The 23,680-nt window shown below is 40.6% G+C and carries 25 protein-coding genes and 1 tRNA gene; 12 read left to right on the plus strand and 14 right to left on the minus strand.

The window, feature by feature from the left end:
* Positions 1–64: 64 nt before the first annotated feature.
* The gene (gene rnc / locus QJ048_RS21510; protein WP_282336498.1) at positions 65–796 is read left to right on the plus strand and encodes a ribonuclease III; all 732 of its coding nucleotides are present in this window, start codon (positions 65–67) and stop codon (positions 794–796) included.
* A 47-nt stretch (positions 797–843) separates the two neighbouring features.
* Here the strand turns inward: rnc and mce are convergent, their stop codons facing one another.
* Positions 844–1,251 (minus strand): methylmalonyl-CoA epimerase, encoded by a 408-nt coding sequence (gene mce, locus QJ048_RS21515; protein WP_282336499.1) that lies wholly within the window; start codon positions 1,249–1,251, stop codon positions 844–846.
* 309 nt (positions 1,252–1,560) lie between these two features.
* Between mce and QJ048_RS21520 the strand changes: the two genes are divergently transcribed.
* Entirely contained in the window at positions 1,561–2,736 is a 1,176-nt protein-coding gene (locus tag QJ048_RS21520) for an IscS subfamily cysteine desulfurase (RefSeq protein ID WP_282336500.1), read from the plus strand.
* A gap of 119 nt (positions 2,737–2,855) precedes the next feature.
* A complete protein-coding gene (locus QJ048_RS21525) occupies positions 2,856–3,191 on the plus strand; it encodes a HesB/IscA family protein (protein ID WP_282336501.1) in 336 nt (111 codons plus the stop codon).
* A gap of 82 nt (positions 3,192–3,273) precedes the next feature.
* On the opposite strand, the gene QJ048_RS21530 is transcribed toward QJ048_RS21525, so the two are convergent.
* The 5 genes from QJ048_RS21530 to QJ048_RS21550 all read right to left on the minus strand — a co-directional run bounded on the left by QJ048_RS21530 (position 3,274) and on the right by QJ048_RS21550 (position 9,222).
* Positions 3,274–3,924, minus strand: coding sequence for a murein L,D-transpeptidase catalytic domain-containing protein (locus QJ048_RS21530; protein WP_282336502.1), 651 nt, complete (start codon positions 3,922–3,924; stop codon positions 3,274–3,276).
* A gap of 123 nt (positions 3,925–4,047) precedes the next feature.
* Complete coding sequence (locus tag QJ048_RS21535) at positions 4,048–5,070, minus strand: helix-turn-helix transcriptional regulator (protein ID WP_282336503.1); 1,023 nt, start codon at positions 5,068–5,070, stop codon at positions 4,048–4,050.
* 156 nt (positions 5,071–5,226) lie between these two features.
* Positions 5,227–7,149, minus strand: coding sequence for a 1-deoxy-D-xylulose-5-phosphate synthase (gene dxs, locus QJ048_RS21540; RefSeq protein ID WP_282336504.1), 1,923 nt, complete (start codon positions 7,147–7,149; stop codon positions 5,227–5,229).
* A 189-nt stretch (positions 7,150–7,338) separates the two neighbouring features.
* Positions 7,339–8,106 (minus strand): porin family protein, encoded by a 768-nt coding sequence (locus tag QJ048_RS21545; protein WP_282336506.1) that lies wholly within the window; start codon positions 8,104–8,106, stop codon positions 7,339–7,341.
* Between the two features lie 15 nt (positions 8,107–8,121).
* Positions 8,122–9,222, minus strand: a complete 1,101-nt coding sequence (locus tag QJ048_RS21550; protein ID WP_282336507.1) for a PCMD domain-containing protein — start codon at positions 9,220–9,222, stop codon at positions 8,122–8,124.
* Between the two features lie 178 nt (positions 9,223–9,400).
* Between QJ048_RS21550 and QJ048_RS21555 the strand changes: the two genes are divergently transcribed.
* Together QJ048_RS21555 and QJ048_RS21560 are read left to right on the plus strand one after the other, a co-directional pair.
* Positions 9,401–10,444, plus strand: a complete 1,044-nt coding sequence (locus QJ048_RS21555) for a sensor histidine kinase (RefSeq protein WP_282336508.1) — start codon at positions 9,401–9,403, stop codon at positions 10,442–10,444.
* Between the two features lie 101 nt (positions 10,445–10,545).
* Positions 10,546–11,277, plus strand: coding sequence for a LytR/AlgR family response regulator transcription factor (locus QJ048_RS21560; RefSeq protein ID WP_282336509.1), 732 nt, complete (start codon positions 10,546–10,548; stop codon positions 11,275–11,277).
* Between the two features lie 150 nt (positions 11,278–11,427).
* Here the strand turns inward: QJ048_RS21560 and QJ048_RS21565 are convergent, their stop codons facing one another.
* The 7 genes from QJ048_RS21565 to arfB all read right to left on the minus strand — a co-directional run bounded on the left by QJ048_RS21565 (position 11,428) and on the right by arfB (position 16,726).
* The gene (locus QJ048_RS21565; RefSeq protein WP_282336510.1) at positions 11,428–12,105 is read right to left on the minus strand and encodes a response regulator transcription factor; all 678 of its coding nucleotides are present in this window, start codon (positions 12,103–12,105) and stop codon (positions 11,428–11,430) included.
* The gene (locus QJ048_RS21570) at positions 12,105–12,845 is read right to left on the minus strand and encodes a sensor histidine kinase (protein WP_282336511.1); all 741 of its coding nucleotides are present in this window, start codon (positions 12,843–12,845) and stop codon (positions 12,105–12,107) included. The genes QJ048_RS21565 and QJ048_RS21570 overlap by 1 nt, the downstream gene beginning before the upstream one ends.
* 1 nt (position 12,846) lies before the next feature.
* Positions 12,847–13,536 carry a hypothetical protein gene (locus QJ048_RS21575; protein ID WP_282336512.1) on the minus strand — a complete coding sequence of 230 codons (690 nt, stop codon included), beginning with the start codon at positions 13,534–13,536 and terminating at the stop codon, positions 12,847–12,849.
* Positions 13,537–13,548: 12 nt separating this feature from the next.
* Positions 13,549–14,130, minus strand: a complete 582-nt coding sequence (locus QJ048_RS21580) for a hypothetical protein (RefSeq protein WP_282336513.1) — start codon at positions 14,128–14,130, stop codon at positions 13,549–13,551.
* A 299-nt stretch (positions 14,131–14,429) separates the two neighbouring features.
* Entirely contained in the window at positions 14,430–15,476 is a 1,047-nt protein-coding gene (locus QJ048_RS21585) for a cytochrome-c peroxidase (RefSeq protein WP_282336514.1), read from the minus strand.
* 9 nt (positions 15,477–15,485) lie between these two features.
* Entirely contained in the window at positions 15,486–16,274 is a 789-nt protein-coding gene (locus QJ048_RS21590) for an MbnP family protein (protein ID WP_282336515.1), read from the minus strand.
* Between the two features lie 11 nt (positions 16,275–16,285).
* The gene (gene arfB, locus QJ048_RS21595) at positions 16,286–16,726 is read right to left on the minus strand and encodes an alternative ribosome rescue aminoacyl-tRNA hydrolase ArfB (protein WP_345774546.1); all 441 of its coding nucleotides are present in this window, start codon (positions 16,724–16,726) and stop codon (positions 16,286–16,288) included.
* 9 nt (positions 16,727–16,735) lie between these two features.
* Between arfB and dtd the strand changes: the two genes are divergently transcribed.
* The 6 genes from dtd (at position 16,736) to QJ048_RS21625 (ending at position 21,131) form a co-directional block, all read left to right on the plus strand.
* Entirely contained in the window at positions 16,736–17,188 is a 453-nt protein-coding gene (gene dtd / locus QJ048_RS21600; protein ID WP_282336516.1) for a D-aminoacyl-tRNA deacylase, read from the plus strand.
* Positions 17,189–17,306: 118 nt separating this feature from the next.
* A complete protein-coding gene (locus tag QJ048_RS21605) occupies positions 17,307–17,633 on the plus strand; it encodes a nucleotide pyrophosphohydrolase (RefSeq protein WP_282336517.1) in 327 nt (108 codons plus the stop codon).
* A gap of 127 nt (positions 17,634–17,760) precedes the next feature.
* Positions 17,761–18,402, plus strand: a complete 642-nt coding sequence (locus QJ048_RS21610) for a polysaccharide deacetylase family protein (RefSeq protein ID WP_282336518.1) — start codon at positions 17,761–17,763, stop codon at positions 18,400–18,402.
* 302 nt (positions 18,403–18,704) lie between these two features.
* Complete coding sequence (locus QJ048_RS21615; RefSeq protein WP_282336519.1) at positions 18,705–19,469, plus strand: TatD family hydrolase; 765 nt, start codon at positions 18,705–18,707, stop codon at positions 19,467–19,469.
* Positions 19,470–19,505: 36 nt separating this feature from the next.
* Positions 19,506–19,592 (plus strand) — tRNA-Ser (locus QJ048_RS21620).
* A 204-nt stretch (positions 19,593–19,796) separates the two neighbouring features.
* The gene (locus tag QJ048_RS21625) at positions 19,797–21,131 is read left to right on the plus strand and encodes a Gfo/Idh/MocA family protein (protein WP_282336520.1); all 1,335 of its coding nucleotides are present in this window, start codon (positions 19,797–19,799) and stop codon (positions 21,129–21,131) included.
* Between the two features lie 374 nt (positions 21,132–21,505).
* Here the strand turns inward: QJ048_RS21625 and QJ048_RS23405 are convergent, their stop codons facing one another.
* On the minus strand, positions 21,506–22,354 hold the full coding sequence (locus tag QJ048_RS23405) for an acyl carrier protein (protein WP_345774540.1): 849 nt from the start codon (positions 22,352–22,354) through the stop codon (positions 21,506–21,508).
* Positions 22,355–22,555: 201 nt separating this feature from the next.
* Here QJ048_RS23405 and QJ048_RS21635 point away from each other — a divergent pair, with 201 nt between their 5' ends.
* On the plus strand, positions 22,556–23,362 hold the full coding sequence (locus QJ048_RS21635) for a DUF2490 domain-containing protein (protein ID WP_282336521.1): 807 nt from the start codon (positions 22,556–22,558) through the stop codon (positions 23,360–23,362).
* Positions 23,363–23,680 lie beyond the last annotated feature (318 nt).

Below are 23,680 nucleotides of genomic sequence, written 5' to 3' on the forward strand. Positions count from 1 at the left end.
TTCAGAAGTCTGTCTTTTTTTGGCAAACAGGATTTACCTTTAGTAAATAAACCAATAAAAGTCTGTGGGATTTTTCGACGTTTTCTCCAAAAGCTCTGCTAAAAATACTTCGTTTAAAAAGCAAGTGAATAATGTTTTGGGATTCACTCCCGGAAATATTTCGCTGTACAAAACCGCATTAACTCACCGTTCTGTGCGCGACAGTGCTGCAGACAATAACGAACGCCTTGAATATTTGGGAGATGCAATACTAAGCGGTATTGTAGCCGATTATTTATTTAAGAAGTATCCCTATAAAGAAGAAGGGTTTCTCACAGAGATGCGTAGTAAAATGGTCAACAGAACTACGTTAAATGAAGTTGCGGTAAAAATGGGGTTGAAAAAAATTATCTACTATAACAAATTCGACAACTCGCTTAAAATGAGCCAAATTTTTGGCAACACCCTTGAAGCAGTTGTTGGAGCCGTTTACCTCGATAAAGGCTACAAAAAAACGAAAGATTGGGTTTTACTACGCGTTATCCAACCATACATGTTTATGGATGATCTGGAAAATCTTGAGATTAACCATAAGAACAAGTTATACGGCTGGGCGAACAAGAACGGCAAAAACCTGGAATTTGAAACCCTTGAAGAACGCATTGAAGGCGGCCGCCGTTTGTTTACGATTGGTGCGGTTGTTGATGGCGAAATAATTTCGCAAGGGAAAGCCTACAATAAAAAAGACGCCTCTCAAATAGCGTCTCAAATAGCAGTAGAAAAACTGGGCCTTAATAAAGTAGAGGAAAGCGAATAGTGTGAACGGTGAATGATCAATCGTGAAATGGGATGCTTTATTTATTTTCAACTTTCAATTATTTCCTGGCATAACTCCACCAGCACTCCATTCGTTCCTTTTGGATGCACAAAACAAACTAGTTTATTATCTGCACCGCGTTTTGGTGTTTCGTTCAAAAGGGTAAAGCCTTCTGCTTTCAATCTTGCCATTTCTGCATAAATATTGGCCACGTCAAAGGCTATATGATGGATCCCCTCTCCTTTTTTTTCAATAAATTTTGCTATAACTCCTTGTTCATCAGCACTTTCAAGTAACTCAATTTTACTTTCGCCTGTTAGAAAAAAGGCTGTGTTTACCATTTCAGTTTCAACGGTTTCAGTTTTGTAACATCCAGTGTTCAACAAGGCTTCGTATAGTGGAATAGCGGTTGACAAGCTTTTCACCGCAATCCCAATGTGTTCGATTTTACGCATAAATCAAAAATAAAGAAATTGGCACACGGATAACACGGATTGGACGGATTTGCGCGGATAACTATTCTATTTACAATGTTTAAAGAAGCTGAAACTTATAGTTAACATTCCTTACAACTAACATCTGATAACCGACATGCATTCGTAATAAAATCCGTGTAAATCAGTCCAATCCGTGTCATCCGTGTGCCATCAATACTCAGCGCAAATCAGTCCAATCTGCATCATCTGGCTCCCTACTTATTCATTTATTTATATAAATCAATTAAACTAATTTTGTGGCACAGCTTTAATGGCTAAATTTATAGAATGCCCAAATTGCCCATATATCTTGACTACAGTGCAACAACGCCTTGCGATCCGCGAGTGGTGGAGGCCATGCTGCCCTATTTTACGGAGAACTTCGGCAATGCGGCGAGCCGTAATCATGTGTTTGGCTGGGCAGCAGAAGGTGCGGTTGAGGTGGCGCGGGAACAATTGGCGGCATTCATTGGCGCTGAAACACAGGAGATTATTTTTACTTCAGGAGCTACAGAAGCAGATAATCTCGCCATCAAAGGCATTTTTGACTTATATGCGAGTAAAGGCAATCACATTATTACCACGGCTACAGAACACAAGGCAGTTTTAGATACATGCAAGCACATTGAAAAAATGGGCGGCGAAGTGAGTTATTTGCCTGTAAAAGCTGACGGCAGAATTGACATTAGCGAATTGGAAGCAGCAATAAAGCCAACCACTATTTTGATTGCTGTTATATATGCCAATAATGAGATTGGCAACCTTCAACCTGTTCGTGAAATAAGCGCTGTGGCAAGAAAACACAACGTCATTTTCTTTTGCGATGCAGTGCAGGCGATGGGAAAAGTTCCGGTAAATGTCAACGAAGATGGCATCGACCTCATGGCTTTTACTGCGCATAAAATGTACGGCCCCAAGGGCATCGGTGCTTTGTATGTGCGAAGAAAAAATCCTCGCGTAAAGGTCGCTCCGCAAATGGACGGCGGCGGTCATGAACGAGGAATGAGAAGCGGAACGCTGAATGTGCCGGGAATAGTAGGTTTTGGTAAAGCGGCAGAGATCGCTGCAAAGGAAATGGAACCCGATGCAGAACGAATCGCCAAATTACGGAATAGGCTTGAGCAATCATTACTTAAGCTTGATGGCACGTTTGTAAATGGCAGCATTGAATATCGTTTGCCACACATCAGCAATGTATCCTTTCAGGGGCTGAGGAGCGACGAATTACTAGCGGGGTTTAACAAAGAAGTGGCCGTATCGTCCGGCTCCGCGTGTACATCTGCATCGCTTGAGCCGTCTTATGTATTGAAAGCCCTGGGCATAAGCGACGAACTTTCACGCTCTTGTATACGTTTTAGTCTTGGAAAATTTACAACCGAAGAGGAGATAGATTATGTGATTGAAAAAGTGGTATTAACAGTTGCAAAACTGAGAAAGGAAAAAACGGTGCAAACCATTGTGTAAATGTGAATTGGAGGGGGTTTAACAAATGACTTTCCTCATTAATTAAGAATAAATGTAATTTTGAATTTGATCAATAGGAGCTTTTTGAGCTTACCTATTAAAATATTAAACTTAGCAGTATGATTTTTATAAGTGACAACGCAAAGGAGAAGGTGGAAAAATTACTGGTAGAGACAGCAGGCGACAACGATGTTTCAAAATATTTTTTACGTGTTTCTGTTGTGGGCGGTGGGTGCTCAGGCCTAAGTTATAAAATGGACTTTGATCATGAGCAAAAGCCGGGTGACCAGGTTTTCGAAGATAAAGGCATTAAAGTGGTAACTGACCTCAAAAGCTTTTTATACCTCGTAAATACCACTTTGGAATTTTCTGATGGATTAAACGGAAAAGGTTTTTTCTTTAGCAATCCAAACGCGGCAAGAACTTGCGCATGCGGCGAAAGTTTTGCAGTGTAAATATTTCATTTCAAATACATGATCGTAATGAACAAGTCCCGGCATTGCACCGGGACTTTTCGTATATAAGAAGTAGTGTTTATCAGGTTCGATCATATATGTAGAGCAAAATTGGGCCTTTGGAAGAATCAATGTATTTAGCCAACTGATTCATAAATATTGGAGAAACCATTGGGCAACCATCACTTTGGCAAATAGGCGCCGGATGAACTTCTTTTCCGGGCACGTATTGATAGGGATGCAAAACCACAAATCTTTCGAAAGCATTGCTATTCGTAGAGTCAAGCCCAAACAATTTGTAGGATCTGCCAAAGCGGCCGCTGTAAGGGTTTCCGACCTTATATTTCCCGAGTGATGTGCAACCGCAGCCCACTTCGTTACCATATTTACGTCCTTCCAACCACTCCTTGTTACACCTTCCATGTGCAACAAGTCCACTGTTAATAATGGAATCTTTCTGAATGTCATAGACAAAAAATCTGTTCTTGCCAGATGCAATGTGCATGTCAACTAGGAAGATATACCGGTTGCTCATCTTATGTTGCGCGGAATATCTGACCAATGAAGGAACTACTAACTTAAAGGCATTGCTGTTTTTGTATGAAGTATTTGCCTTCAATATTTCATTTGCCGAAGGCATGTGTTTTATGGAGTAAAAATAAAAAGCTGTTGCGGACAACATAAAGATCAGCAACAGGCAAAAAAGTATGAGTAATCTTTTCAGGAGTTTCATATAAAATTTTTTAGAGATGAAAGCATTTTGGGGATTCCATAAAAGATTCCAGGATTTTTTTCAGAACGATTGTTAGACTACTTACGCAAAGGTTCCCATACTAACAACCATCTCCTCTCTTCCCTACGCCGAAAACCGGCTTCTGATCTCACTGGGGTAAAAGTTATAGAACTCCTTAAAAGATTTTGCAAAGTGAGAGGTGTTTTTATAACCAAGTCTATGGGCTATTTCCTGTATTGTGCTGTGCTTTTCATTGCTGATCACATCGAATGCTTTTTTCAACCTTTCGTTGTTGTAAAAGTCGGAGAAAGTAGTGTTGGCAAATTTTTTAAAATATCTTTTCAAACTGGCTTCACTGATGGAAAACTTGTCTGCCAGTTCAGGTAACGAGATAGGCGTGCCACGTAAAAGATTCTGCCTGATATAAAATTTTATTTCACGCAATTTCATGATCTCTGGTCGCACTATTTTTTCGTCAGCCGAGGTACCCTTTATTGCCAATGCTTTCTTTATATAATCAGCAAGCAACTCATTTGCTGCAGCCTTCAATTCAAAATGAGCGATCGTTTCCTGTGTATTTGCAAACGGGTAGTTGAGCAGATTGTGAACTACTGACAATTCTGCCTGCAAAGATTTGCGCAAGCTGAATTTCTTTTTCAGCGCAAACAATTGGTTTATTTTGTCCGGATTGTCGGCCATAATAAGTCTTGTTTTCTCTTTTAACCAATCTTTGGTTAAAACGAGCCATAAATGGTGCATGCTGGAACTTGCCAGAGGTAATATTTTTAGTGTTAACGCATTGGAGAAAGTAAGCACATTGTTCTGAAGAATCTGCTTTGTTACAGAAAGGCCATCGATTTCCAACTCATATTTTATCGGATCGGCACTTAGTTCATAGCAGATAATAATTGTATTGTCATCTGCTGCCTCCTTGCTAAATACGACTTCACCTGCACAGTAAAATTTGGAAACGATTAAAGAAAAGCCTTCTTCCAATCTGAAAAAATGATTTGCCTCCTCGCTCCATCCGGAGGAATAATCTGATGACTGCGTGTCATTATCAGACTGAATATTTATGATTTGTCTTTCTTCAGAACATTGGATGCCTTGTTCACAAGAAAGCGTAAAGGTTATATTCGAGGCCATAAACAAACTACTAGGTGAACGGCAAAGTTTTGTAATCTTTAGTAGCCTGATATCCACAAAAGGACAAATATGTTTCTAAAAAGGACAAATTAAAAAGCCTGCTACATGTAACAGGCTTAACATATGAGTTTTAAGTATGCTAAAGAAATATTAAACTTATCCCAGGATATTCACTTTGTCTTTCATCATTTCGCGTACTGCATCAGCAATCGCGTCGGCATCATAGTCACATTCATTGTACAATTGCTTTGGAGTGCCATGCTCAACGATCCTGTCCGGAATGCCCATAATTTTCACTTCAGCTTTATAACTGTGCTGCGCCATAAATTCCAGAATAGCACTGCCAAATCCCCCTACTACAGTTCCATCTTCTACCGTGATGATCTTTGAATATTTTGCGAAAACCTCATGCAATGTTTCTTCGTCAAGCGGCTTTGCAAAACGCATGTCATAATGCGCAGGGTTAAGTCCATCTGCTTTTAAATTGCGAATGGCACTTGCGGCAAAATTACCGGGATGGCCAAACGAAAGGATGGCAATCTCATCGCCGTCTTTCAATTTTCTCGCTTTACCAATTGGTATTTCCACCATGGGCGTTTTCCATTCAGGCATTACTCCCTCTCCACGTGGATAGCGAATCACAAAAGGAAATTCATTTGTCTCCAATTGTGAAGTGTACATGAGGTTGCGAAGTTCAGCTTCGTTCATCGGCGCACTGACTATAATGTTTGGAATACAACGCATATACGCAATATCATATGCGCCATGATGCGTTGGACCATCCTCTCCTACCAGCCCCGCACGATCCAAACAGAATACTACCGGCAATTTTTGTATGGCCACATCGTGCACCACCTGGTCGTACGCTCTTTGCATAAACGATGAATAAATATTGCAAAACACACGCATACCTTGCGTTGCCATGCCGGCGCTCAATGTAACTGCGTGCTGCTCGCAAATGCCAACGTCGAATGCGCGATCCGGCATTTGATCCATCATTATTTTTAAAGAGGAACCACTCGGCATAGCAGGTGTAATGCCGAATATTTTATCGTTCTTTTCTGCCAGCTCAACAATTGTATTGCCAAATACATCCTGGTATTTCGGCGGTTGAGGTGTGTCGAATTTCTTCTTATAAATTTCACCAGTGATCTTATCAAATAAACCAGGCGCATGCCACTTTGTTTGATCTTTTTCTGCCAGTGAATATCCTTTTCCTTTTACGGTGAGGACGTGTAGTAATTTAGGCCCCGGAATTTTTTTCAGGTCTTCCAGTGTATCTACCAACTTAGTGATATTGTGACCATCGATTGGCCCAAAGTAGCGCAGGTTAAGTGATTCAAACAAATTGCTGCTTTTGCTCAAAAAACTCTTAATGCTGTGTTCCAGCTTGCTTGCCATTTCGCGGGTAAATGTTTTACCCACCGGCAATTTGCCCAGCGCTTTCCAAATATCGTCTTTGAACTTATTGTATGTTGGAGAAATAGTAATGTCTGTAAGATATTCCCTGAGCGCACCTACGTTTGGATCGATGCTCATGTTGTTATCATTCAGGATGATCAGCATGTCCGCATCAGCAACGCCTGCATGGTTCATACCTTCAAATGCAAGCCCGGCAGTCATGGATCCATCGCCGATAATAGCAACAGATTTTCTGTCTTCCTTTTTGTATTTCGCTGCCATGGCCATGCCTAAAGCGGCAGAAATGGAAGTAGAAGAGTGACCAACGCCGAAAGTATCGTATTCGCTTTCGCCTCTTTTGGGAAATCCGCTCAAGCCGTTGTATTTGCGATTGGTATAGAAGTTATCGCGACGGCCGGTCAGTATTTTATGACCATAAGCCTGGTGACCTACGTCCCACACCAACTGATCGTAAGGTGTATTGAAAACGTAATGCAGCGCTACGCTAAGTTCCACAACGCCGAGGCTGGCAGCGAAGTGCCCGCCATGTACGCTTACAATATCAATAATGTATTGGCGCAATTCATCACACACTTGATTTAATTGTTCTCTGCCCAGCTTTTTCAGGTCTGCCGGAGAATCAATTTTCGCTAATATGGGCCCAGGTTTAATTTCCATGTTTCGATCTATACATTAAAGATATCCAGTACTTATCAATTTTTCAGAATTTGCAAAGATCATATTTTTAAGACGTTCGACGACAATTATGACAACATTTATTGTTAAAGCTTGTAGTAGACTACCGAACTGTTTATCAACACGTTACAGCAAACTCGTTACTTACAACTCTAAACTCATAATCTCCCCTTATAACTTATAGCTTATCCCCAGGGTAAAAAAAACATTGTACATGCTAAAGTCCATCCCATGAAACGACTTTGGAAACAGAGATAATAATCCCCAGCTTAAGTTACCGTTTACTGATATTTTCTTGTTGATCCTGCGCTCGGCGCCCGCCTGTAAGCCGAAATCAAATTTCCTCAGCTCATTATCAAAATTAAAAATTGCCGTATCGACAGCTATTTTCTCTCCCATCGCGTCGGGTGTGCGGATATAACCATCGGTCACTTCACCACTAAATCCAGCGTGGAATAAATAACCGAAATACACGCCCAGCTGTGTCTTCCAATTTTTATCCGGATAATAAATAGCATGTACAGGCAGTGTCAGATAACCATTATTCACAATGGTTTTGTTATGGCCTACAAACAAGCCTTCAAACTTTCCGGCTTTATCACCTTGCTTAATGTCAACGGAGGTGTGCATATACATCACTTCACTTTTTATGCCCATCCCTTTGTAGTCAATTTTGAGCGCACCGCCCACTCCCCATTTTTCGTTAAACACATAGTCTACTTCATAGCCGATCGACGGATTAAACTGTGGCCACCACGCATTGACCTTGCGAACTGTGTTGGGCATTGGCGCTGGTACGGTTCCACCAAAGTTGTAGCCAATCAGAATATATTTTCTGAATTCCGGTTTGAACTCAATTTCTTTTTCCTGACCAAAAACCGCAACACCACTGGAAACAAGGCTCAACAACAAAAAATATTTCTTTAATTTTTTTCTCATTAGAGTTAGTGTTGATTAAGGAACGTCTTCGCAAACGACAGCTAAATGATCGACTTTTAACTGGCTATTCAAAGCACCGCGATACAGACCTCCGCCCTTACTGGAAGACAATACCACGGTGAACAAAAGGTTTTCGTTTTTCCAATCGATGCTGCTATCGTAGTACTCAAACGGAATGTTGAATGCCGTGTAAGCAGCTGCGGGAAGCCCCTGTTTCATTTCTGCCCTTGCTATGATTCTGCTGGAATTGCTTACGTTGGTGCCATCGAGTGGATCGCTGCCGCGAAAAACGATCACGTAGATTGCACAACTATCTTGCGCTCCGGAGATTGTAGTTGAAGTGATTTGTGCATTGACAATGGAAAACTGTGAATAAGTAGAACCGGGCGTATATTTATAATAGCCGGTAAAACGGACCGGTCTTTTAGCTTTTGCAAACGGCTGCCCGAACTTTGTTGATTTTAGGGGCTCGCTTATATTGGTTTCGAATGTGCCGAGAAAAAGCGAACCGGCTGCCATCGGCGCACCCGCTCCAAACACAACGGTTCCTGGCATGGTGGTTATCTGCGCCGCATAATTTCCCTGGTAACCGTCCGTTGTTTTCTGCGTTGGGTAAGGAGGATCCGTGACAATAGTCAATCCCGGATTGCCCGAACTCCACACCGGCTCGGTAACAGTGCCCGCCATCTCAACGGGATGTTCGTACAACCGTGTACCTGTTCCTAATTGTTGCCAGTTTTCAAACTCATAGGAAAACCCCGGTACAGCAACGGCTTTCACCGTATAAGTTTTATGATTTTTTCCGTCTTCGGAAGTTACGGTGTATTGAACGGGTTGACTGAAAGCCACTGCCTGGCCGGATGCGGGACTAACACTCGCTCCTTTTGTGATGGCAATTACCGGTTTGATCCGGATATTTAACGAGTCGACTTTAACATACAACAGAATGGTCTTGTTAATCTGATCAATGGATATTTTATTGACGTCGAGATAGTTGGGATCGATGGAAAAAGTTTCTATATCTGCTTCGGGGCTTAGTGGTGCGCTTTTGATGCAGCTATGGCATAAGCCTATCCCCAAAAAACAGATTGCAAGCTGTTTAATGAATTTTGTCATTGATAAGTTTTAGTGTAGCAACGGAAAGTTAATAAGAATTGAGAGATAATCAACGGTTTACGCATGCTAATTTACCCAGTAGCAGTTCTTGTACCTTTCCACAGCCCGTTAAGCCCAGCTATTTAGCCATTAATAGAAATCCTTTATCTTAGGTGACCGTTATAACTAGCTTTGCCTTATGTTGAATAAAAGTTCTAAATACTACTGGTTCTGCCAGATAGCCGGATGGGGTGTGGTTACTCTTTCCATGATCTTTTTTGCCTACACTTTTGAAAAGGAACTCACTAATCGTTTCTTTTTTAGATTGTTGCTTCTTTTCTTCTCCGGAATTTTCGCCACACATTTACTCAGAACCTTTATTCGCAGATCTGGATGGTTACTACTTCCGGTAGAAAAGGTGATGCCGCGATTAGCACTTACCGTGGTCGTTACCAGTTTCCTTTTCAGCTTGTTTTACCTGGGTCTTGTGAACATGTTTAACCTTGTTGACACTGCAAAAAAAATTACTTTCTCTACACGCCTTCTGGCATCTACTCTTGACAATGGCCTCTTCATCATTCCCTGGGTAATCATTTACTACTTCTATCACTACATTGAAAAAAGCCGCAAGCAGGAAGTTGATACATTGAAGCTGGAGTCTTTGGTAAAGGAACTCGAACTTAAGACTATCAAATCGCATATCAACCCTCATTTTATTTTTAATGCATTAAATGGCATAAGAGCATTGATCGATGAAAATCCAGGAAGAGCAAGACAGGCAATTACGGAGCTAAGCAACCTGTTGCGCAGTAGCATGAAAACTGATAAATCTGAAACGGTGCCCTTCCAGAAAGAGCTTGACATTGTAAAAGATTACCTGGCGCTTGAACACATCCGCTTTGAAGATCGCTTACAGGTGGAATACCTGATCAACGATGATACACTTGATCAGCCTGTGCCACCAATGATGTTACAGACGCTCGTTGAAAATGCCATCAAACACGGCATCAGCAAGCAAATGAATGGAGGCACAGTGAAAATTATTTCTGACTTTAAAGGAACCAACCACGAGATGATCGTTCAGAACTCGGGCAAACTGGATGGCGAGATTGGCGGCGAAGGGTTCGGTTTAACAAGCACACAAAACAGACTTCATCTTCTTTTCGGGAATAAAGCTAACTTTAGCATTAGTGAAGTAAATAACAACACGGTGGAAGCGAGGGTGCTGATACCAATAATATAAATGAAAATTGAAAGTTGAAAATGAGATGTTGCCTTGAAGGCATTTCTCAGCACTTAACTCAATTTCCTACTTTCAATTTTCAACTTTCAATTAAAAAAACTATGATCAAAACTGTTTTAATTGACGACGAACGTTTGGCAAGAACAGAACTTAAAAAACTGTTGATTGATTTTCCTGAAATTGAAGTGGTGGCAGAGGCTGCAAATGCCAATGAAGGTTTGGAAAAAATTGAATCGCTGAATCCGGATCTTATTTTCCTTGATATACAAATGCCGGGAAAAACGGGTTTTGAAATGCTCTCAGAACTCAACCGTGTGCCTTATGTAATTTTCACCACTGCATATGATGAGTACGCATTAAAAGCATTTGAAGTAAATGCCTTAGATTATTTGCTGAAGCCAATCGAACCGAAGCGTCTTGCTGATGCGGTGCAAAAACTGCAAAACGCTGAGGAAAAAGAAATGCAAATTTCTTCTGAGAATACAAACAAGAGTTTGCTTAGCGAGAACGATCAGGTGTTTGTAAAAGATGGAGAACGTTGCTGGTTTGTAAAACTGAGCGAGATAAGATTGTTTGAAAGCGTAGGCAACTACGCGAAAGTATATTTTGGGCCAAACAAGCCTTTGATATTAAAATCGCTGAATGCCCTGGAAGAACGACTTGATGAGAAAGTTTTTTTCCGCGCAAACAGAAAACATATTGTAAACCTTCGCATGATCGAAAAGATCGAACCTTATTTCAATGGTGGCCTGCTACTCGAATTGAAAGGCGCTGAAAAAATTGAAGTAAGCAGAAGACAGACGGTGAAGTTTAAAGAAATGATGAGCCTGTAGGCCAATTAAGAATTAAAAATTAAGAATTAAGAATTCTTTGTGTGCGGGCTGATGCTATTTTTAAATGTCATTACTTCTGTTTAACAAGAAGCCTCCTAATAATTAGAAATACTCAACCATAAAGCATTCTTAATTCTTAATTCTTAATTGTCACAAAAGTTCTTCCTCACTAATCAAATTATTTTTCAACGCGTACACCACCACTCCTGCGGTGTTTTTCACACTCATTTTTTCGAGAATTTTTATGCGATAACCTTCAACTGTTCTTTTGCTAAGAAATAGTTGTTCGCCTATTTCCTGCGCAGTGAGTTGTTTGCAAATGAGTTTGATAATCTCTTTTTCGCGGTCAGTAAAAACAGGAAGTTGCTGCTTTTTATGCGGATTGAATTTGCTCTTTACAATTAAGCTGGCAAGTCTTGCCGAGGTATGACGACAGTAAAAAACTTTGTCGTTGTAGACTTCTGTTATTGCATCCAGTATTTCCTGCTTATCGGCATTCTTTAGCAAATAGCCTTTGGCACCGGCTTCCAGCATGTCAACAATAAGGCTTTCTTCATCAAACATAGAAAGCGCAATGATCTTGGCCGCGGGATATAATTTCAGAATTTCCTGGGTGGCAGCAATACCATCGAGACGTGGCATTTTGATGTCGGTGAGAATAACATCGGGCTCGTATTTTTTCACCATATCCACAAGTTCATTTCCATCTTCAGCTTGTGCCGCAAGCTCTATATGAGGTTGCTTGCCCAGCATAAGCGCTAACCCGTCTCTAAAGATCTCATGGTCGTCTGCAATTACTAATTTAATCTGGTTGTGGTTCAGAGACATTATATAGGTATCTTAATAAAATAGCTAGTTCCTTTTGATGGTTGGGTATCCATTACCATTTTAGCATTCAAAACTTCTGCACGGCTTTCGATACTTTTTAGTCCCAGCCCCCCGGATAATTTATCTCTCTCTTTTAAAGGATCAAAACCGCAGCCATCGTCTTTCGTTAAAATCAAAATATGATTTCCTTCGGCACCCAAACCTATTTGCAGGTTTTGGGCTTTCGCGTGTTTAACGGTGTTGTGTACAATCTCCTGCAACATACGAAATATATGGATAGATTTTTCCGGAGGCACTTCAAAGTATTGTACGATCTGCAAATGCACCTGTAGTGCTTTATTTTCATTTGTATGCTCCACAAATTCTTTAAGCGCCTCTATCAATCCTTTTCGCTCAAGAGTGTTTGGCAACAGATTGTACGATATCTGTCGCATACTCTTAATGATCTCATCAATATGTTTTCCTGCTTTGCTGACAATGAGCCTGTCGCCTTCTTCAACAACATCAATACTGTTTATGTTCAGTTTAATGGTTGACAAAAGTGGGCCAATGCCATCGTGAAGATCTGTGGCGATCCGTTTGCGTTCATTTTCCTGCATAGTGATCTCTGCAAAAATCCTTTCTTTTTGCAGTGCTACATAACGCCTGTGGTACATAACGATTGACGTAACGAAAAACAATATAATAATGGCTACCAGTATTGCTATCGTTACGATAGTGTATAAATGTTGAGAATCCATTTCAACCCCTTTCCATATTGTTCAGCTTTTCTAATGTAAACGGAAGTTTTGCTTCTTCCGGAATCAGGAAAACTGCTATTGCATATAAAATATTAACAAAGAAATTCAAGTTCCCGAAAAATAAAATGATCAGGTTACTTGTTTCAAAATTGTCATCAAGATAAGGGTTTACATACAATGCACCTTCGTACAATATTTGGTAAATATAAAAAATAATGAAGCCAATGCAGAGAATGAACCTTCCATTGCGCAGTAGACGTCTGTCTTCGTGGATAATAATGTAGTTGATTTGATTAATGCCGAGAAGCGTTACGGCAAAAGAATAACTGATCACAAAAATGCGACTGTTGCTGGTTATTTGACCAAACAATATTTCCTCGATGATCCACATAATAGCAAACACGCCGGTAAATAAATAAAAGGCTTTGTCTTTGGATTTCAAAAATCCCCAAACATGGAACTGATAAAATAAAAACATTGCCTCTACTAAAAGGTAAAGATTGGACGATACTTCGTTTGTTTTAAAAATGTTAATGGAAATAAAGCTGAGGATTTCATTAATGAAACCGATCAACAGCAGCACAATAAAGGGCCTGTAGCTCTTCTCTATGTAGGGAAAGCGTAACAGGCCCGGAATAAGAGGCAGTAAAATCGAGTTACTTTGTATAAATAAAAAGAGTGTTCTTCTCATGTGTTACGAGTTCTATGGTGTCATCAATGGACTTGTTATATCACAAACTGTAGGACAACGCTGTCCTCTTTCAATCACAGTTCCATCATCCGGGTCATCAATCTGTGCAGATGCCGTACTGATGCCGGGTATCCTAATCGCCACAGGTGCCGACTTCGACAAATTGTTAATGATGTCTTTGCCATTATTGTCATAAGGTGTCAACACAAGACAAACTTCGTTATTTTCATTGATGCCGTAATACATGCGAATACCGGCTGCTACGCCACCAGTTGCATCCTTTTGATTCAACAGGAGAGCGATTACATCTCTGTTAAAAGATTCTGCAATAGGCAGATCAAGAGCACATCCTGCACTTGTGGATGTTCCTATACTTGCGTTTTTCATCGCACCTTGAGATGACTGAGTATATTTATCATACACTGTTTTGAATTTCTTTGTGTACGAGTTTGCAAGCTTTAGCGGAATGATGTGTTTTGTAACGTTGCTACGGTCGACGGATATTTCTTTTTCCTGCACATCCTTGCTACAGCCTAAAAATAAAAAAGCAATAGCAACGAGCACAGTCATAGAAAAAAAGAACATTTTTTTCATAAAAAAATTTTTAGATAAAAAATTAATGCCGGAAATGTAGTGCAACGATGGAGGAAAAATAGCAGTACTTATGCTGCGTAACAATGCGTACAACTACGTATAAAAAAGCGTTGTAACACCGTAGCGTTCAATATCAATTAGACAGAACTTTGTTTACAAGGGGTGCACTAAACCATTGATCATTAAACCTTTCCTAGCAGTTTTTTTTGGATCCCTTTAAATTCTTCCTGTACTCTAGTTTTCAAGCTCAGCAAGCTGACACCATTGAATGTGGGGTTGCAAAACTTTATCCTTTTTTTCTATTGCTGCGGTTGAGAGAACCGGGAGTCCTGGATGAATGAAGAATCGGACAGCGTTTTGAGAAAGTCGATGAGGTTATATTTTTCGGCGTAGCCAATCTGAATACCATTTCTTAATAAGGGATCCAAAGTAGGGCTGTTTATGATTCCCGTTGTATAATGATCAATCATCTGACCGATAGACAGTATGCGACCATCGTGAGTGTAGGGTTCGGTAAGGGCAACATTCCTTAAACTTGGAACCTTGAACTTCAGCGAATCTTCACTTTTACCTGTAATGCGCATCCTGCCAACGTCATGGAGAGAAGTATTTATTGAAAAACCATCGTTTCGATAACTCAGGTCTGTAAACAAAGGTTCCTGATGGCAGGTGGCACATTTTTGCTTAAAGCTTTCATAGCCCGCCTGCTCAGAAACAGTAAACTGTGCTTCACCTCTTTTAACCTTGTCATATTTTGAGTTAGCAGAAATCATCATTGCAACAAATTGTGTGAGCGCCTTCAACATGTTCTGACTGGTAACCTGGTCAGAACCGAAGGCTGCTTTAAACATCGCAGGATAGTTCTTGTCTGCCTGTAATTTTTTCACCACGTTACCTATATCTTCTGCCATTTCATTTGGTGCCGTAATGGGTGCCAACGGCTGCACTTCCAGGTTGTTGATGCCTCCATCCCAATGAAATTGATCCAGCCAGATCATGTTAAAAAGACCGGGCGCATTTCTTGTGGTAAACTGGTTATTAAATCCGTGACTCAGATCGTGATCGAATGTAGAGAATGCCGCAAACTGCTGGTGGCAGGAGGCGCAGGGAAAATTCCCGTCTTTTGATAGTTTTCCATCGTAAAACAGATGTCTTCCAAGTTCAAAGCCTTCCTTAGTAACAGGGTTATTGGTAAAATCATATTTAGGCGCGGGAAAACCGGCAGGAACCTGCACTTGCAACGGTGAGGTGTGACCACCGCTGTCTCCTGATTTCTTACAGCTGATCATCCAGGTAGTGGTAATACCGGCCAATATAACAATTAGTATAACCGCGATCAATCGCATTCTGTAGTATTAATTGGTAACTGAAACAACAGAAAACATTTTTGCATAATTATCCGCAATGCTCGTTGCCAGCACACCCGGCGTCATACATACTGCCGTGTCGGCAATTCGAATATCATGCGGATTATAAAACCATTTGTTCGCGTCTGCGTTGATCACCACTTTGCTGTCGCCTTGTGATGATATCGCCAGCGTTCTGCCATCTGGAAGTGCGAGGCTGATATTTCTTACAACACTCTCTCCTGTTTTAAAACCACCGATATGAAATTGAATTCTGTTATTCGGCAAGTCTGACAATGGCGATGCGCCTTCCATTTTCGCCATAATATAACCAGTGTTCCAGGTCCAGAACATGCCTTTGGCTGGATCCAAATCACCTGACTGCGCACCACTCACGTTATAAATACTATCAACGCCTATCGTAAAATTGATCGCGTCGTAAGTTCCTACAGGAGCTTTCAATGTGATATTAGAAGAAGCAGAATCGCTGGCATCCACAAGATAAAAAGTTTTATTGCTTACATTATATACTTTACCGGAAGAAGTATTCAACAACTGAATATCTCCAATATAATATTTGAACGTTGTAAGTGTATATGGCTCTCCAAAAGTGTTTTGATACGTTTGATTAAACGCAAGATCCGCATTGTCAACTTTTCCTTTAAAGCTTAAAACAAACTTGTAAGTGGGCAACTGTGTAGAATCTCCGTTTGACACATCATTGCTGCTTAATTCGGGCTGGCAGCTTGCGAATAACAATACCAAACTTACAACGGCAGCACTAATAAAAATTTTCATTTCAGGGTGTCTTAAAAATCAGATAATGATATCTTCTTTCTTCCGCTTTTTACCTGGCTTGCTTTCTTTTTGTTTTCAACTCTCTTTTCTTGTGATGTCTTCGAAGGTTTAGTGGCAACTCTCTTTTTTTCTTTTTTAAAAGCCTCTGCAATCATTTGATGCAGCTTTTTTATAACGGCAGCTTTGTTTTGCAATTGGCTTCTATGTGTTTGCGATTTGGTTTGTAAAAACCCTTCGCCTGTTATTTTGTTCGCCAGCTTGAGGTTAATCAATTGTTTTTGATCGTCGGTAAGTAGCGCAGAATTATTTACGTGAAAATATCCTTCTACCATCGTTTCCACCTTATTTACATTCTGTCCACCCTTTCCGCCGCTTCTTGCGGTTTTAAATTTAATTTCCTGTGTAATATCTATCATCTCACTACTTTTGATCTGTATAAATTTACATACAATCTGTTATTTATGAGAGCAATAGTTCAAAGAGTTTCAAAAGCAGGAGTAAGTATGGGAGGAAAGGAAAAATCTGCTATCGACCAGGGTTTGCTCATCCTGCTGGGGATTGAAGATGCAGACGCGCAGGAAGACATAGAATGGCTGAGCGGAAAGCTGACACAACTACGCATTTTTAATGACGATCAGGGTGTGATGAACCTATCTGTAAAGGATATAAACGGTGAAATATTACTCGTGAGCCAGTTTACTTTACATGCTTCTACGAGGAAAGGCAATCGCCCTTCTTATATTAAAGCGAGTAAACCGGATATCGCCATTCCTCTGTACGAAAAAATGATCGCACAACTTGAAAAAGACCTGGGCAAAACCGTCGGCACTGGTGAGTTCGGCGCAGACATGCAAGTGGAGCTCGTGAATGACGGGCCGGTTACGATTTTTATTGACAGCAAGAACAAAGAGTAATTGAAAGTTGAAAAAGGAAGCCTAAAAAATATTGCCCTAATTTCAGCAATGTAATACAAGAAGCATTTTCAATTTTCAACTATTTCTAATTCCTAACTTCTAATTTCTGATTAAAGACATGACCATACAAGACGCGCAAACACAAGTTGACAATTGGATAAAAACTGTCGGAGTACGATATTTTAACGAGCTTACCAATCTTGGCATATTGATGGAAGAGGTGGGCGAACTGTCGCGGTTAATGGTAAGAACCTACGGGGAACAATCTTTTAAGGAAAGTGATAAAAACAAAAATATTGCGGACGAAATGGCCGATGTATTGTGGGTACTCATTTGCCTCGCCAATCAAACCGGCGTTGACTTGACAGAAGCTTTGGAAAAGAATTTCGAAAAGAAAAATATCCGAGATGCGAACAGGCATCGAGAGAATGATAAATTGAAGTAAGTTGTGAGTTTTGAGTTGAAGTTTAAATTCGAAATACTTTTACTTCTTCAACCTACTTATTATTCGCGACTCACAACTGGCAACGACCAACTCATCATTCATAACTCATCACTCATAACTCTCTCAAATGTTCTACACTATAAAAACAAACTGGATTTTCCGCGCCATCTGCAAGTACAGGGTTTGGCACATGCCACGGCAGGCGAAAAAGATCTATCTGACGTTTGATGACGGGCCGCATCCGGAGATAACAGGTTTCGTGCTCGATGAATTATTGAAGTACAAAGCAAAGGCAACATTTTTTTGCATTGGCAAAAACGTGGAAGCGTATCCGCAAATGTATAAGCGTGTACTTATGGAAGGTCATGCCGCGGGTAATCACACGTTTAATCACCTCAATGGATGGAAGGTTGCAGAGAAAGAATATTTTGACAACATTGCCAAAGCAAAAGAGCTGATCGATTCTAATTTGTTTCGCCCGCCTTATGGACGCACCAGCAATTTTGCAGCAAAGCATTTAAAAGAAAAAGCAGGATTTAACATCATTATGTGGTCAGTACTAAGTGGAGATTTTGATGTGGAGCTAAGTCCGGAACGTTGTCTTGACAATGTGATTAAAAACACAAAAGAGGGAGACATCGTTGTATTTCATGATAGCGAGAAAGCGTTTAAACGATTGCGTTATGCATTGCCAAAAGTGTTGCAGTATTTTTCGCAAAAAGGATATTCATTTGAAAAAATCAGCATTCCAATTGTAGTTAGTAAATGAGTTGGCGAGATAAAAAAAATATAGACTTCCCTAAAAAAATTTGGGCCGGGGTAGAAACCCTGGCCCGTTTTTAATCCGTACCCTATGAAAACTGATTTAAAGGTATAATATATTTTTTATTAATGCAAAGTAATTTCTCTTTCAATCCAATATTAAAAAATCAATAAATCTTTGAAACACCTGATTTTGTTGGCAATTATTATACCGGATGTCCATTTTTTCATCTCATCTTTTCAAAAAATCATTATATACCCTATAAATAACTTATGTTATAATGACTTATAATTTCTCAAATTTGCACCATGATTATCGATACCCATACACATTTATATAATACAGATTTCAATTCGGATATAGCAGAAGTTATAGAGAGAGCTGAAAAAGAAGGCGTTCAAAAGTTTTACCTTCCCGCTATTGACAGCGAAACGCATGAGGCCATGATTGCCCTTGAAGACAGGTTTCCCGGCAAATGCTATGCTATGATGGGTCTGCATCCATGCTCGATAAAGGAGAACTATAAAGAAGAGCTAGCCATTGCCGCTCAATGGTTTGAGAAAAGAAAATTTGTTGCCGTTGGTGAAATCGGACTAGATCATTACTGGGATAAAACGTTCGCAAAAGAACAAGTGGAAGCCTTTCAAACCCAGATAGATTGGGCGTTTCAGTACAAACTACCCATTGTCATTCATACAAGAGATGCGATGCAGGAAACGATCAATATTGTGAAGGAGCGCCAAAACGGTTCATTGGCGGGCATTTTCCATTGCTTCTCAGGAAGTTATGAGTCAGCAAAAGAAATTATCAAAGCAGGTTTCTATCTTGGCATCGGAGGTGTTTTGACTTACAAAAAAGCAAATCTACCCGAGGTCTTAGAAAAAATAGATCTGCAGCATATGGTGCTGGAAACCGATGCGCCTTATCTGACGCCGGTTCCGTTCCGTGGAAAAAGGAATGAAAGCAGCTACTTAAAATACATCGTGGAAAAGCTTGCCGAAGTGAAGCATACAACTGTAGAAGAAATTTGTTCGGTGACCACAGCGAACGCTCAAAAAATATTCGGTTTGTAAAAATTGAAATAGTACTTTTGCAACCCTTGCAAATCCGGAGACGTGTCCGAGTGGTTGAAGGAGCACGCCTGGAAAGTGTGTATACGGGAAACTGTATCGCGAGTTCGAATCTCGCCGTCTCCGCTGAAAAAAGCCCCGCAAATTAAAATTTGCGGGGCTTTTTGTTTTTTACGCCTATTTGGAAATTCACTTTTTATAGTGACGGAAGTTTTATGCAATTATGAATTACGGCTGGAATCTACTAAGGCTTCGCTAAATTATCCTCTCTAAAACTTTTATTGAATTAAACACTCTTACTATATTCAGGAAATAATTTCAAAGAGCCATATGAAAAAAGACGAAGAAAAAAATAATTCCGTTTCCCGCAGGGCGTTTATGGGCAATACTGCAAAAGTGATGGCAGGCTTTTTTATTCTGCCCAGGCATGTATTGGGCGGGAAAAGCAAGGCCGGATTTCTTTATACAGCACCTAGTGATATGATTAATCTCGGGCTGATTGGAGGAGGTAAACAAGGTAAAATATTATCATCCTATTTCCTGCGAACAGAACAGATTCGCTTTGTGGCACTCAGTGAGGTGTTCAGTGCTAAATCAGAGCTTACGCTCAAACAGATTAAAGATACGTACACAAAGATGCCGCAGCTGGGCAACTATTCTGATATAGCGGTGTACAATGATTTTCGGGAATTGCTATCTCGTAAAGATGTAGATGCGGTAGTAATTGCCACACCTGATCACTGGCATGCAGCCATGGCAGTACGGGCAGCAGAAGCAGGAAAAGATATTTATTGCGAGAAGCCAATGGCCCTTACCATTAAAGAAGGAAGAGCCATGGTAAATGCTACACGTAAATATGATCGCGTATTTCAGACAGGAAGTATGCAGCGCTCCTGGCCAGAATTCAGACAAGCGGTGGAGCTTATTCGTAACGGCTACATCGGGGAGATTAAATCAGTAAAAGTGAATGTCGGTCCTCCCCCAAAACCGTATGATCTTCCTGCTGAACCTGTACCGGAAGGGCTGGACTGGAGCAAGTGGCTGGGGCCGAATGAAAAAGTGTCTGTGTACAATGCAGAGCTGGCGCCGCCTGTAACGAAAGATGTGTATCCAAATTGGCGCAACTACCTTGAATTTGGAGGTGGCATGGTGACTGACTGGGGCGCACATATGTTTGACATTGTTCAATGGGCTCTTGATATGGACGGCAGTGGCCCGGTAGAAGTAATTGCCCCCGATGGTGGAGAACATCCATTCCTTACCTATAAATATGCCAACGGTATCATCATGACACACCAGAAATGGGAATGGAACAATGCCATTCATTTTATGGGTACTGAAGGAGAGATTAAAGTGCAACGTGGTAAACTGGAAACAAGTCCTGCATCGCTAAAAGAAAAAGTAATTGGCGATGCAGAGAAACATGTGTATCACAGCACGGATCATTACAAAGATTTCCTGAATGCAATGCGTAATAGAACCAAGCCTATCTGTGATGTGGAGATTGGTCAACGTACAGCAACTGTATGTAATATCGGCAACATAGCTTATCGTCTTAACCGAAAGTTGACTTGGGATCCCGTGAAGGAGCAATTTAAGAACGATGCAGAAGCCAATCTGTTAACAGGAAGACAGATGAATAAAACATGGGGAATACGTATTTAGGACACATAGAAAAGCCCCCGCAAACATTAATATTTGAGGGGCTTTTTTGTTATTGGGCCAAGCGGCACCGTCATTGCGAGCCCTGGCAGAAAAAGGAATATTTGTTAATTGAACCAAAGACAGAAAATCACCAAGCGGGGCGAAGCAATCTCCGTGAAGTCCGCGGGATTGCTTCGCCACATTCGTTTTAATTGAAGGTTGCCTTTGCTTACTCGAGCATACCGTTAATGCAGTGGCTCGCAATGACGGCGCGGCTTGCGAGCCCGAAAGAGAAAGAATGTTTACTAATTGAAGCAAAGACAAACAATCAACAAGCGAGGCGAAGCAATCTGCTCATTTGCGAATACAATCCTTTTGCTGAATGAACAATCTTCTCAGTCCACTCCCAAATCGTCGTGAATTTTCTTTTCCGGCGTAACCTCGTCTAACTCGAGCCCAATCTTGTCAGCAATAATTTGATTTATTACGGATTCAACTTCTTTTCTATTTACTCCATTTTCCTTAGTCAAGCTTGCATAATTAAGAGATAGTACTTGCCGTGTAAAATCCCTCACTCGTGTGGGAGCAATAACTATACGCATTGGATTAAGCAGTTTCGAAATTAAAGACGTCCCAACAATACCTGCAACAGGAATTAAAAGAGTCCATTTTCCATAATCGAAAAAAAAGATAAGAATAAGTGACAGACAAAGTCCGCCAAGAATAGATACAACACCAAAGGAGTTCAAGAAAACTTGCAAGGATTTTGTCAGCACTAGTTTCGGAAATTCTAAATTATTGATAGTTGCAAAACGGAAATAAATTTCCCGCCTGTCATCACCCGGAAAAATGTCATCGAGTGATGTATCTAATCTAAATTCTTGTTTCGAAAAATTAAAAGTATCAGCAAAAGATTGTCGCAACTGATAAAAAACAGCTTGAGATTTACATCTGTCACTGTACTTACCTTCCAGATGCCGCCAAACGGAATTGTGAAAGTCGTGTACCGTTATAATCTTTTCAGCTTCCTGGTCAGGAATATTTATGCCGAATGTTTTCTCAACTTCCATTAGTATTTCTACACTATCTAGCCCCATGTTTTTTTGTTTTATCAGAAATATCCAATTGGCAACCAATTCAAAAATACACGAAACCGGCATTTCTCCAAACCTTGTGAACATTTGTCTCCATTTCATTTTAACAGGCCAACGCACCAGTTCTTCCAAACCCTGTTGCGACAACAAATACTCTCCTTCTGTGAACCAATTTGTTCCTTCAATCGTTTCCTTTTGTGCGGACTACATCACGTGGCCCAGTGATTTTTTGTAATCCCCTAACTGCCCCTTTATACAATCAATAATTCGGTCATTCTCAATCAGCACAACCATGAAAAAATACACATCACTTTGTAGATACCACTGCATTATTAAATCTAACTCTATGTTATGAACACATACAAAAAGTGTGTACTCCTGTTTGTTAGTATAATCGCCAAACTGTGTGTACTGGCCCAGTCACCACCGCCATACACTATGGGCTTTATTCCAGCTTCTATAGGAGAAACGGATATTTCTTTTCCCTTGTATGAGAAATGGCACCTGAGCGGGCAAGCAGATCTCCAGATCGTAACGCAGGGAGCTTATACAAACAAAAACCCCTTTGCGTACGTGCAGCGCACGGTGTTCAGGCCATGGATCGTGTACTCTGGATTTAAGAATATGAAGCTATGGCTGGGTTATGCGCACAACAAAAAATACGAAATAAAAGAAGCAGGCAATTATGAAACACTTGAGCAGCGCCTTATAATAATGGGAACTTATTCGCAAGTGATGCCGAAAGGAAGTCTCTTTGAGCAGGTGCGTTTTGAAACAAAATTCTTCGACGACAAGAATGGCGTTCACCAAACCGTACCCAGGCTCAGAGCAAGATTTGGTGTAAATCACTTTCTGGGTCAGCGTAGTACCACGCCCATTTTCCAGGCACCCAATATTTCTTACTATGCTGAGCTGATGCTCAAGTTTGCCTCGAAAGACTATGCAAAAGAAAACTTCGACATTTTCAGAATGTCTGTTTACTACAGTGCCGGCGTTACAAAGAACCTCCATTTCCTGGCGGGTATAATTGCACAAATGCAGTTGCGCACAAACGGCACCCAGTTTGATGTATACTACGGCCCTATTGCGTCGCTGCGTTACAGCATCAAACCAAAAGAACGGGAAACATTCGACAACGTTGACGGCGGAGCTGACTAACCGCCCAAAAAAGATGCATTAACCAACGAACGGTAGTTATTGTAGCTATAAACAGTCTACCAATACAGAGGACTACCTCTTTCTAATTTCACAAAAAATAAAAACCTATATAACCCTTTGTCAGCAATAGTTTCAGCGTACATCAAAAAAAATATTTCATATTTCTTCGTTCAACACTTGCATAACTCAAAAAAAGATTTCTATTTTTGCAGTGTTATAAAAATTAAAAACAGTAGAAAAATGTCACGAATTCATTCAAATATATCATCAAAGCTTTGCTACGGCCAGGTGAAGGTGCTATGCATGAGCGGGATATTA

The sequence above is a fragment of the Pinibacter soli genome, from assembly GCF_029961145.1.
Lineage (GTDB): Bacteria > Bacteroidota > Bacteroidia > Chitinophagales > Chitinophagaceae > Pinibacter > Pinibacter soli.

Excerpts from the sequence above, each read along its gene's own strand:
- QJ048_RS21585 (WP_282336514.1), bottom strand. The coding sequence starts at position 15,476 with ATGCGATTGATCGCGGTTATACTAATTGTTATATTGGCCGGTATTACC.
- QJ048_RS21565 (WP_282336510.1), bottom strand. The coding sequence starts at position 12,105 with ATGTCTCTGAACCACAACCAGATTAAATTAGTAATTGCAGACGACCAT.
- mce (WP_282336499.1), bottom strand. The coding sequence starts at position 1,251 with ATGCGTAAAATCGAACACATTGGGATTGCGGTGAAAAGCTTGTCAACC.
- QJ048_RS21575 (WP_282336512.1), bottom strand. The coding sequence starts at position 13,536 with ATGAGAAGAACACTCTTTTTATTTATACAAAGTAACTCGATTTTACTG.
- QJ048_RS21530 (WP_282336502.1), bottom strand. The coding sequence starts at position 3,924 with ATGAAACTCCTGAAAAGATTACTCATACTTTTTTGCCTGTTGCTGATC.
- dtd (WP_282336516.1), top strand. The coding sequence starts at position 16,736 with ATGAGAGCAATAGTTCAAAGAGTTTCAAAAGCAGGAGTAAGTATGGGA.
- QJ048_RS21525 (WP_282336501.1), top strand. The coding sequence starts at position 2,856 with ATGATTTTTATAAGTGACAACGCAAAGGAGAAGGTGGAAAAATTACTG.
- QJ048_RS21560 (WP_282336509.1), top strand. The coding sequence starts at position 10,546 with ATGATCAAAACTGTTTTAATTGACGACGAACGTTTGGCAAGAACAGAA.
- QJ048_RS21615 (WP_282336519.1), top strand. The coding sequence starts at position 18,705 with ATGATTATCGATACCCATACACATTTATATAATACAGATTTCAATTCG.
- QJ048_RS21570 (WP_282336511.1), bottom strand. The coding sequence starts at position 12,845 with ATGGATTCTCAACATTTATACACTATCGTAACGATAGCAATACTGGTA.
- QJ048_RS21635 (WP_282336521.1), top strand. The coding sequence starts at position 22,556 with ATGAACACATACAAAAAGTGTGTACTCCTGTTTGTTAGTATAATCGCC.
- QJ048_RS21520 (WP_282336500.1), top strand. The coding sequence starts at position 1,561 with ATGCCCAAATTGCCCATATATCTTGACTACAGTGCAACAACGCCTTGC.
- QJ048_RS21590 (WP_282336515.1), bottom strand. The coding sequence starts at position 16,274 with ATGAAAATTTTTATTAGTGCTGCCGTTGTAAGTTTGGTATTGTTATTC.
- QJ048_RS21610 (WP_282336518.1), top strand. The coding sequence starts at position 17,761 with ATGTTCTACACTATAAAAACAAACTGGATTTTCCGCGCCATCTGCAAG.
- QJ048_RS21545 (WP_282336506.1), bottom strand. The coding sequence starts at position 8,106 with ATGAGAAAAAAATTAAAGAAATATTTTTTGTTGTTGAGCCTTGTTTCC.
- dxs (WP_282336504.1), bottom strand. The coding sequence starts at position 7,149 with ATGGAAATTAAACCTGGGCCCATATTAGCGAAAATTGATTCTCCGGCA.
- QJ048_RS21555 (WP_282336508.1), top strand. The coding sequence starts at position 9,401 with ATGTTGAATAAAAGTTCTAAATACTACTGGTTCTGCCAGATAGCCGGA.
- QJ048_RS21625 (WP_282336520.1), top strand. The coding sequence starts at position 19,797 with ATGAAAAAAGACGAAGAAAAAAATAATTCCGTTTCCCGCAGGGCGTTT.
- QJ048_RS21580 (WP_282336513.1), bottom strand. The coding sequence starts at position 14,130 with ATGAAAAAAATGTTCTTTTTTTCTATGACTGTGCTCGTTGCTATTGCT.
- QJ048_RS21605 (WP_282336517.1), top strand. The coding sequence starts at position 17,307 with ATGACCATACAAGACGCGCAAACACAAGTTGACAATTGGATAAAAACT.
- QJ048_RS21550 (WP_282336507.1), bottom strand. The coding sequence starts at position 9,222 with ATGACAAAATTCATTAAACAGCTTGCAATCTGTTTTTTGGGGATAGGC.
- QJ048_RS21535 (WP_282336503.1), bottom strand. The coding sequence starts at position 5,070 with ATGGCCTCGAATATAACCTTTACGCTTTCTTGTGAACAAGGCATCCAA.